Below are 7,145 nucleotides of genomic sequence, written 5' to 3'. Positions count from 1 at the left end.
CGGCCCTGAATGCCATAACGCACCTGAGCCTGTTTGTAGGTGAGCTCGCCTTTTTCAATCTGCTCGACCAGCGCCAGTTTAAAAGTCAGCGAGTAATCGCGCTGTGTCCGTTTCACACCTTGTCCCATCGGGCTCTCCATTTATTGGGGGGAAAGGTGTAAACCATATTCAGGACGGGACAAAGCCATAAAAAAAGCCGCCTCTTGCGAGGCGGCTTCTTCATTCAACTTGGTAACCGGAGTTATCAGGCAATCAGCTTGTAGATGATACCGGACATGGCGATCAGGCCGATGATGGTCACGAAGCCGTTGCTGATGTTGCCAGCGTATTTGCGCATGGCCGGAACCTTGGTGATGGCGTACATCGGCATCAGGAACAGCAGCATTGCGATGATCGGGCCGCCCAGGTCTTCAATCATGCCGAGGATGCTCGGGTTGATGGTAGCGATGGCCCAGGTGGTCAGGATCATGAACACGGCAGTAACTTTGTTCAGTTGCTTGGTGTCAACGTTCTTGCCCTTCTCGCGCAGCGCCTTGGCCATCAGGCCGTTCATGCCTTCTTGCGCACCCAGGTAGTGACCCAGGAAGGATTTGCTGATGGCAACCATGGCGATCAGCGGAGCCACAGTACCGATAACCGGGTTATCGAAGTGGTTGGCCAGGTAGGACAGGATGGAGATGTTCTGTTCTTTGGCAGCAGCCAGGTCAGCTGGGGAGAGGCTCAGTACGCAGCTGAATACGAAGAACATAACGGTCATCACCATCATGACGTGGGCGCCCAGCAGGATATTGCTGCACTTCTTCTCGGCACCTTCACCGTAACGACCTTTGTTGTCCACCGCGAAGGAGGAGATGATCGGGGAGTGGTTGAAGGAGAACACCATTACCGGGATAGCCAGCCACAGGGTCTTGATGAAGTCACCGTTGAAGGCGTCGGACAGGGCCGGAGCTTCAGTGATGATGGCACCGTTCCAGTGCGGGATCAGGTAGAACGCCAGACCCATCAGGGTGAGCACGAACGGGAATACCAGCACGCTCATCGCTTTGACGATAACCTGGCCGCCCAGACGAACAACGGCCATCAGACCGAGGATCAGGGCCAGTGACAGAACGGCACGGGGAGGTGCAGACATGCCCAGCTGGTGAACAATCACGCTCTCGACGGTGTTGGTGATGGCGACTGAATACATCAGCACGATCGGGTAGATGGCAAAGAAGTAGAGCAGGGTGATGAATTTGCCTGCGGTCTTGCCGAAGTGCTCTTCTACTACTTCAGTGATGTCGCCATCACGGGTAGAGCCGGACAGCACGAAGCGGGTCAGACCACGGTGAGCAAAGAAAGTCAGCGGCAGCGCCAGGATCAACATGGCAACCAGCGGCCACAGGCCACCTACACCGGCGTTGATTGGCAGGAAGAGCACACCGGCACCGATCGCGGTACCGTACAGACCCAGCATCCAGACCACATCGGCCTTGTTGACGCCGCGGGAGGTGTTGCTGGCTAAACGACCATCAGCTGCAATATTCATGTCAGACATACGTTGTTCCTGTCATCTAGGAAAATGGGATTCTTGTTTGGTCGGGCCTTGGCCCGGTTCCATCTCCCTGGAACGCCTGCTGTCCGTCCTTGATATTAACCTCTCGCCCCCCGGCAACCTGGCCATCACTCCTTGTGACAACAGGATTGCAACAAACAACAGTGCGAGATTTTGACCCTGAGGGTCGGCGCCCGTCTCACTTAACAACCGATTAACGTGCGCCACTCTTGATGGGCTGACTTTAATTAAATGCCCTTATTAATCACAGCGTTTTTTTGAATTAATCAACCAAAGTTTGATTTTGGTCGCCTTTCGGACGACCAAGATCACACTCAAAGCGCCTTATTGTGAGTTTTTTTTAACAATCCAACTTAGTTTCACTGGAATCAATAGCCTGCGAGCAGCTACATATTTGCAACAAGCCACCCGTTTAGCGCGGATTGTGTGCAGCACGGCCTTGGCGTACCCTTGTGACTTACGCCTTTTTGTTGATTGATGATGACCATTACCCGTACCGATCTCGCCGAACTGGCGGTGTTTGCCGCCGTCGCCCGTCACCGCAGTTTCAGCAAGGCCGCCCTCGAACTCGGGGTCTCCGCCTCCGCCCTCAGCCATAGCCTGAAGGGGCTGGAAGCCCGTCTGGGAGTACGGCTGCTCAACCGCAGTACCCGCGCCGTGGTGCCGACCGAAGCGGGCCAGCGGCTGCTCAAGCAGCTGCTCCCCACCCTCAATACCCTGGAAGAGGCGCTTTGCGAGCTGGCCCGCAACAGCGATGAACCGGTGGGTCGACTCAAACTCTGCGCCCCCCGCGGCGCCATCGACAGCCTGCTGGCACCTGTACTCATCGACTATCTGGCCCGCTATCCGCGGATGCAGGTGGAGGTAGTGGAGCAGGAGCTGATGCCCCGGCTGATTGAAGATGGTTACGATGCCGCGCTCTTTTATGGCGATCTGCTGCCCAAGGAGATGATCGGCATCCCCCTCGGCCCGCCCCAGCGTTATCTGGTGGTGGGCTCCCCGGCCTATCTGGCGGAGCACGGTACACCGGAGCACCCGAGCGAGCTGAGCCGCCACGCCTGCATCGGCTATCGCCTCACCCCGCACCACCACTATCGCTGGGCCTTTGCCGCCGACGGCACCATGCTGGAGATCGAAGTGACCGGGCCACTCACCACCAGCACCCCGGCCCTCTATCTGGGCGCCGCCGAGGCGGGGCTGGGGCTCGCCTACTGTCTGGAAGAGGAGGTGAGCCAAAAGGTCGCGGAGGGGAAACTGCTCACCGTGCTGGAGCCCTGGTGCCCCACCTTTGCCGGCTTCTACCTCTTCTATCCCAGTCGGCATCAGCTGGGCAGCGGGCTGCGCATCCTGATCGACATGCTCAAGGCGCACTACCAAAACCCCGGATTAGTGAGCAATACTCAGCAATTCATCAAGTGAAACCCTGATTATCACCAAATAAGTATTAATCTAGACTATCTGTTCGATAATCGAACTCCCCGAGAGAACAGATATGTCTGCCTATTTAACACTGCGGCAACGGGCCATGACCCGTCGCTTCTGGGCTTACGCCCTCCCCTCCATTCTTGCCATGCTGGTCTCGGGGGCCTACTACCTCATCGACGGCATCTTCGTCGGCCACTATGTCGGCGCCGCTGGCCTCGCCGGGATCAACCTGGTCTATCCGGTCATCATGGTGCTGATCGGTCTGGCCGCCATGATCAGCATGGGGGCGGCCACCGCTATCTCCTTCCAGCAAGGGGCGAAAAACGACACACTGGCCCGTCAGGCGCTGGTCAACGCCCTCTGGCTGCTGGCCGGACTCGGGGGCGTTGCGCCGGTGCTGCTCTACTACACACACACCGATATCCTGCTGGGGCTGGGGATTGAACAGGGCACAGAGACCTGGAAACAGGCAAGCGATTACCTCACCTGGATTGGCGGCGGCACTCTGTTGCTGGCCAGCAATCTGGCGGTCCCCTATCTGCTGCGCAACGATGGCCGCCCGAAACTGGCCATGGTGCTGGTGAGCAGCGGCGCCGTGCTCAATATCATCCTCAACTACATCATGGTGGGTCGGTTGGGGCTGGGACTGATCGGTACTGCGCAAGCCACCCTGATGGCAGAGGGTGCGGTGAGCCTGATCGGTCTTGGCTACTTCTTTACCCCCTGGGCGCGGCTTCGCCTCAGCTGGCGGGATCTGGTACCCAACCTCCCCGCCATGCCGCACCTGCTCTTTACCGGCCTGCCGAGCCTGATTGCCCAGTTCAACCTCGGCCTGCTGCTGATGCTGCACAACAGCCAGCTGATGGTGTATGGCAATGTGAAGGATCTGGCGGGTTTTACCGTGGCCGGTTACACCGAAGCGGTCTTTATCGTCATTCTGCAGGGGCTGGCGTTCGGCATTCAGCCGCTCATCAGCAAGGCGGCAGGGGCCAAGCGCCATCGCAACCTCAAGTACCTGATGGAGATGGGGCTCAAGTTCACTTTTATCTACGGCATGCTGGTGTGGCTCACCATCCAACTGCTGCCGGGACAGGTCGCCATGCTCTATACCGGCGACAAGGATCCCGAACTGCTGGCCGCCGCCATCAGCAGCCTGACCCTCAACCTCGGCGCCATTCCGCTGGAGGGGATCATCATGTTCGGCATCGTGTTGCTGCAATCCATGGCACGTACCCGTCAGGCGCTGGTCATCTCCATCGCCAAAACCGTGTTGCTGCTGCCGCTCATCTTCCTGCTGCCGCAACTGTGGGGCCGTGATGGGGTGCTGATGGCCCAGCCCGCGACCGTGCTGCTGCTCACCCTGCCGCTCTGCTGGCTGCTGTGGCGCGAGTGGCTGCGCCTGAAGATGGCCTGCGCACCAAAAAACAAGCGTCGCCCACAACCGGCCCGCGCACGCGCCGCCGTCCAGCTGGCCCGTTAAGGCCACCCATCCCGCGTAGCAATAAAAAACCGGCATCCATTGATGCCGGGTTTTGCTATATGGGCGGGTCTGCTTGCGCTTACACAACAAGCCAGGCCAACACCGCGGCCCACACTATGCCAATACTTCTGGCCTGAGCTGGGCCATCAGCCCCGGGTTGTCGGAGTAATCCACCGGAATGGCCACCACAGCTGGCCCCTCCACCGCCAGCGCGGCCCGCAGGGTGGCGCGCAGCTCGTCGGCAGAGCGCACCGCGAAACCGGCCGCCCCGAACGATTCGGCATAGCGTTTGAAGTCGATGGGACCAAAAGAGACGCCGGAGGTGCGACAATACTTCTGCTGCTCCTGCATCGCGACCATGTTGTAGCCGTTATCGACCCAGATGATGTGGACGATATTGCTCTTGAGCCGCACCGCCGTCTCCAGCTCCATGCTTGACTGCATAAAGCTGCCATCCCCCGATACCGAGATCACCTTCTCCCCCGGCCGCACCAGCGCCGCGCCGATGGCCCACGGCAGTGCCACCCCCATGGTCTGCTGACCATTGGAGATCAACACCTGACGAGCGCGGAAGCTGTAGAGGTAGCGGGCAATCCAGATATGGAAGCTGCCCATGTCGACGCAGAGGGTCATGTCGTCGCGCACCAGATCCTGCAGCTCGCGCACGATACGCAAGGGGTGAACCGGATTGCCGTGCAGATCGTCGGCCCGCATTGCCAGTCGCAGTCGCTGCTGGCGTACCCCTTGCAGCAGCCGATCCACCTCGGGGGGACGGATTTTCGGATTGCCCATGATGCGGGTCAGCTGCAACAGGTTGGCGCGGATCGACCCCACCAGCTCGGCGGTCGGGCAGTAGCTGCTGTCGATATCGGCAGGCAGCACGTCGATATGGAGGATGCGCCGTTCCCTGTCGCCATTCCACAGCACGGGGTCGTACTCGATGGGGCTGTAGCCGATGCAGATCACCAGATCGGCCCCCGCCAGCAGCTGATCCCCCGGCTGGTTGTTAAAGAGCCCCACCCGCCCGGCAAAGTCATCGAAGTGGCAGCTGTCCACCACCCCGGCAGCCTGATATGTACCGGTCACCGGCAGCCGCGCCTTGTCGAGGAAGGCGCGCACTGCCTCGGCATTTTCCGGCCGGCTCGCCATCAGGCCGAGCAGCACCACCGGATTCTCGGCGTTGCGCAGCAGGGTCAATGCCTGCTCCATATTCTGCTCATCGGCGCAGCCTGGCTCCGGCACTTCCCGAGGCACCAGCACATTACCCTGCACCGGCTTGTTGATGATATCCATCGGCAGGCTGACAAACGCCGCCCCCGGCCGCCCCAGCTCGGCGGCGCGGAAGGCGTTGGCCATCACTTCGGAGATCGCCGCCCCGCTGTTGACCTGGGCACTGAACTTGGTGACCGGACGGCAGAGATTGACCGTATCCATGCTCTGGTGGGTGAGCTTGAGACCATCGGCACGGCGCACCGCACCGCCCAGCGCCACCATGGGGTCCCCTTCCGAGGTGGCGGTCGCCAGCCCGGTAATGAGGTTGGAGCAACCGGGGCCCGAGGTGACCAGCGCCACCCCCGCCTTGCCGGTGAGACGCCCCACGGCGGCCGCCATAAAGGCGGCGTTCGCCTCGTGGCGCACCACTATGGTCTCGATGGGGGAGTCCTCCAGCGCATCGAACACCCGGTCAATCTTGGCCCCCGGGATCCCGAACACCTGCTTGACCCCTTGCGCCTCCAGATGACGAACCACCAGCTCTGCACCGCACTTCCACTGTCTGTTTTCCATGATATTGCTCCTTGTCTATCAGCCTTCGGCGGCCTGAATGGCGCGATCGAGATCGGCGGGGTTGAGGTCGGCCTGCCGGAAAGCGGGATCCGATGGCAGGGCCAGATTGAGGTGACGCACCACAGAAAGTCGCAGGGTGCCGTGGGCCATGGTGTAGTCGAGCAGATGACCGCCCCCCTTGCGATCGGCGGTGATCATGTGCTCGTGAAAGCCCGCCACATTGACCCCCTGCACGAACGGCGGGCAGCGAAAACCCACCAGAGTCCCCGCCACTGCGGCAAAGCGGAACAGCGGCTGCTGTTCGATGGCTTCCAGCATGGGGCGATAAGGGGGCTCCTGACGCGGCACGGTTCGTACCTTGGCCGTTTCAAACTGGCCGTCGAGGCGCAGGGCGACGAAAACGTTGTCGGAGCCCACCAGCCGATCCACCCACTGGTGGATCTCGTCACGGCTCAGGGGGTGATCGAAGCGACGCTCCAGACAGGGGCGAAAATGGGTCATCACCGCGAAGGGGGTCTTCTGATCGGCGCGGGCGGGCCGGGCCGAGCCATCGGAGCGCAACTGGTGGATCTGGCGCTCGAAGGCGATCAGCTCGCCATCGAGGTGGTTGAAGGTGCCAAGGCCAAAGTCGCCGTGGCGCAGCAGTTCGCTCATGGTGGTCTCCCCTTCGTAGACCCCCGCCAGCAGGGCGCTCATCAGGGAACTCTGGTAGATCTCGCCACCATCATGCTGCCTGCGCCAGCGGGAAAACTGCTGACTCACTTCGAGGGCACAGCTGCACCCGGCACTGTCAGATGTTGCAATATGTTCCATTCGGGTTTCACCTCCACCCTGAATCCTGTTAGCGTTCGGCTCCAATGGTGACTTGGTTCACATTTCAACACCAATACGCTGATCCCA

5 protein-coding genes and 1 pseudogene are annotated in these 7,145 nt (G+C 60.5%); 2 read left to right on the top strand and 4 right to left on the bottom strand.

Going from position 1 to position 7,145, the window contains the following annotated elements; genetic code table 11:
- A pseudogene (locus AB5Y84_RS06430) lies at window positions 1–128 on the bottom strand (IS3 family transposase); the annotation flags it as partial.
- A 116-nt stretch (window positions 129–244) separates the two neighbouring features.
- Window positions 245–1,537, bottom strand: coding sequence for an HAAAP family serine/threonine permease (locus tag AB5Y84_RS06425; RefSeq protein ID WP_005338498.1), 1,293 nt, complete (start codon window positions 1,535–1,537; stop codon window positions 245–247).
- A gap of 498 nt (window positions 1,538–2,035) precedes the next feature.
- Here AB5Y84_RS06425 and AB5Y84_RS06420 point away from each other — a divergent pair, with 498 nt between their 5' ends.
- Together AB5Y84_RS06420 and AB5Y84_RS06415 are read left to right on the top strand one after the other, a co-directional pair.
- The gene (locus AB5Y84_RS06420; RefSeq protein WP_042055187.1) at window positions 2,036–2,974 is read left to right on the top strand and encodes a LysR family transcriptional regulator; all 939 of its coding nucleotides are present in this window, start codon (window positions 2,036–2,038) and stop codon (window positions 2,972–2,974) included.
- 73 nt (window positions 2,975–3,047) lie between these two features.
- Window positions 3,048–4,460 (top strand): MATE family efflux transporter, encoded by a 1,413-nt coding sequence (locus AB5Y84_RS06415; protein ID WP_042055186.1) that lies wholly within the window; start codon window positions 3,048–3,050, stop codon window positions 4,458–4,460.
- A 114-nt stretch (window positions 4,461–4,574) separates the two neighbouring features.
- Here AB5Y84_RS06415 and alsS read toward each other — a convergent pair whose 3' ends face one another.
- A complete protein-coding gene (gene alsS, locus AB5Y84_RS06410; RefSeq protein WP_042081073.1) occupies window positions 4,575–6,245 on the bottom strand; it encodes an acetolactate synthase AlsS in 1,671 nt (556 codons plus the stop codon).
- An 18-nt stretch (window positions 6,246–6,263) separates the two neighbouring features.
- Window positions 6,264–7,058 (bottom strand): acetolactate decarboxylase, encoded by a 795-nt coding sequence (gene budA / locus AB5Y84_RS06405; RefSeq protein ID WP_005338506.1) that lies wholly within the window; start codon window positions 7,056–7,058, stop codon window positions 6,264–6,266.
- Between the last annotated feature and the right edge of the window lie 87 nt (window positions 7,059–7,145).

This window comes from Aeromonas sp. s11 (assembly GCF_040907945.1).
GTDB lineage: Bacteria > Pseudomonadota > Gammaproteobacteria > Enterobacterales > Aeromonadaceae > Aeromonas > Aeromonas veronii.
Note: the sequence above shows the minus strand (reverse complement) of the source record. Positions and strands in the feature narration are given on the sequence as shown.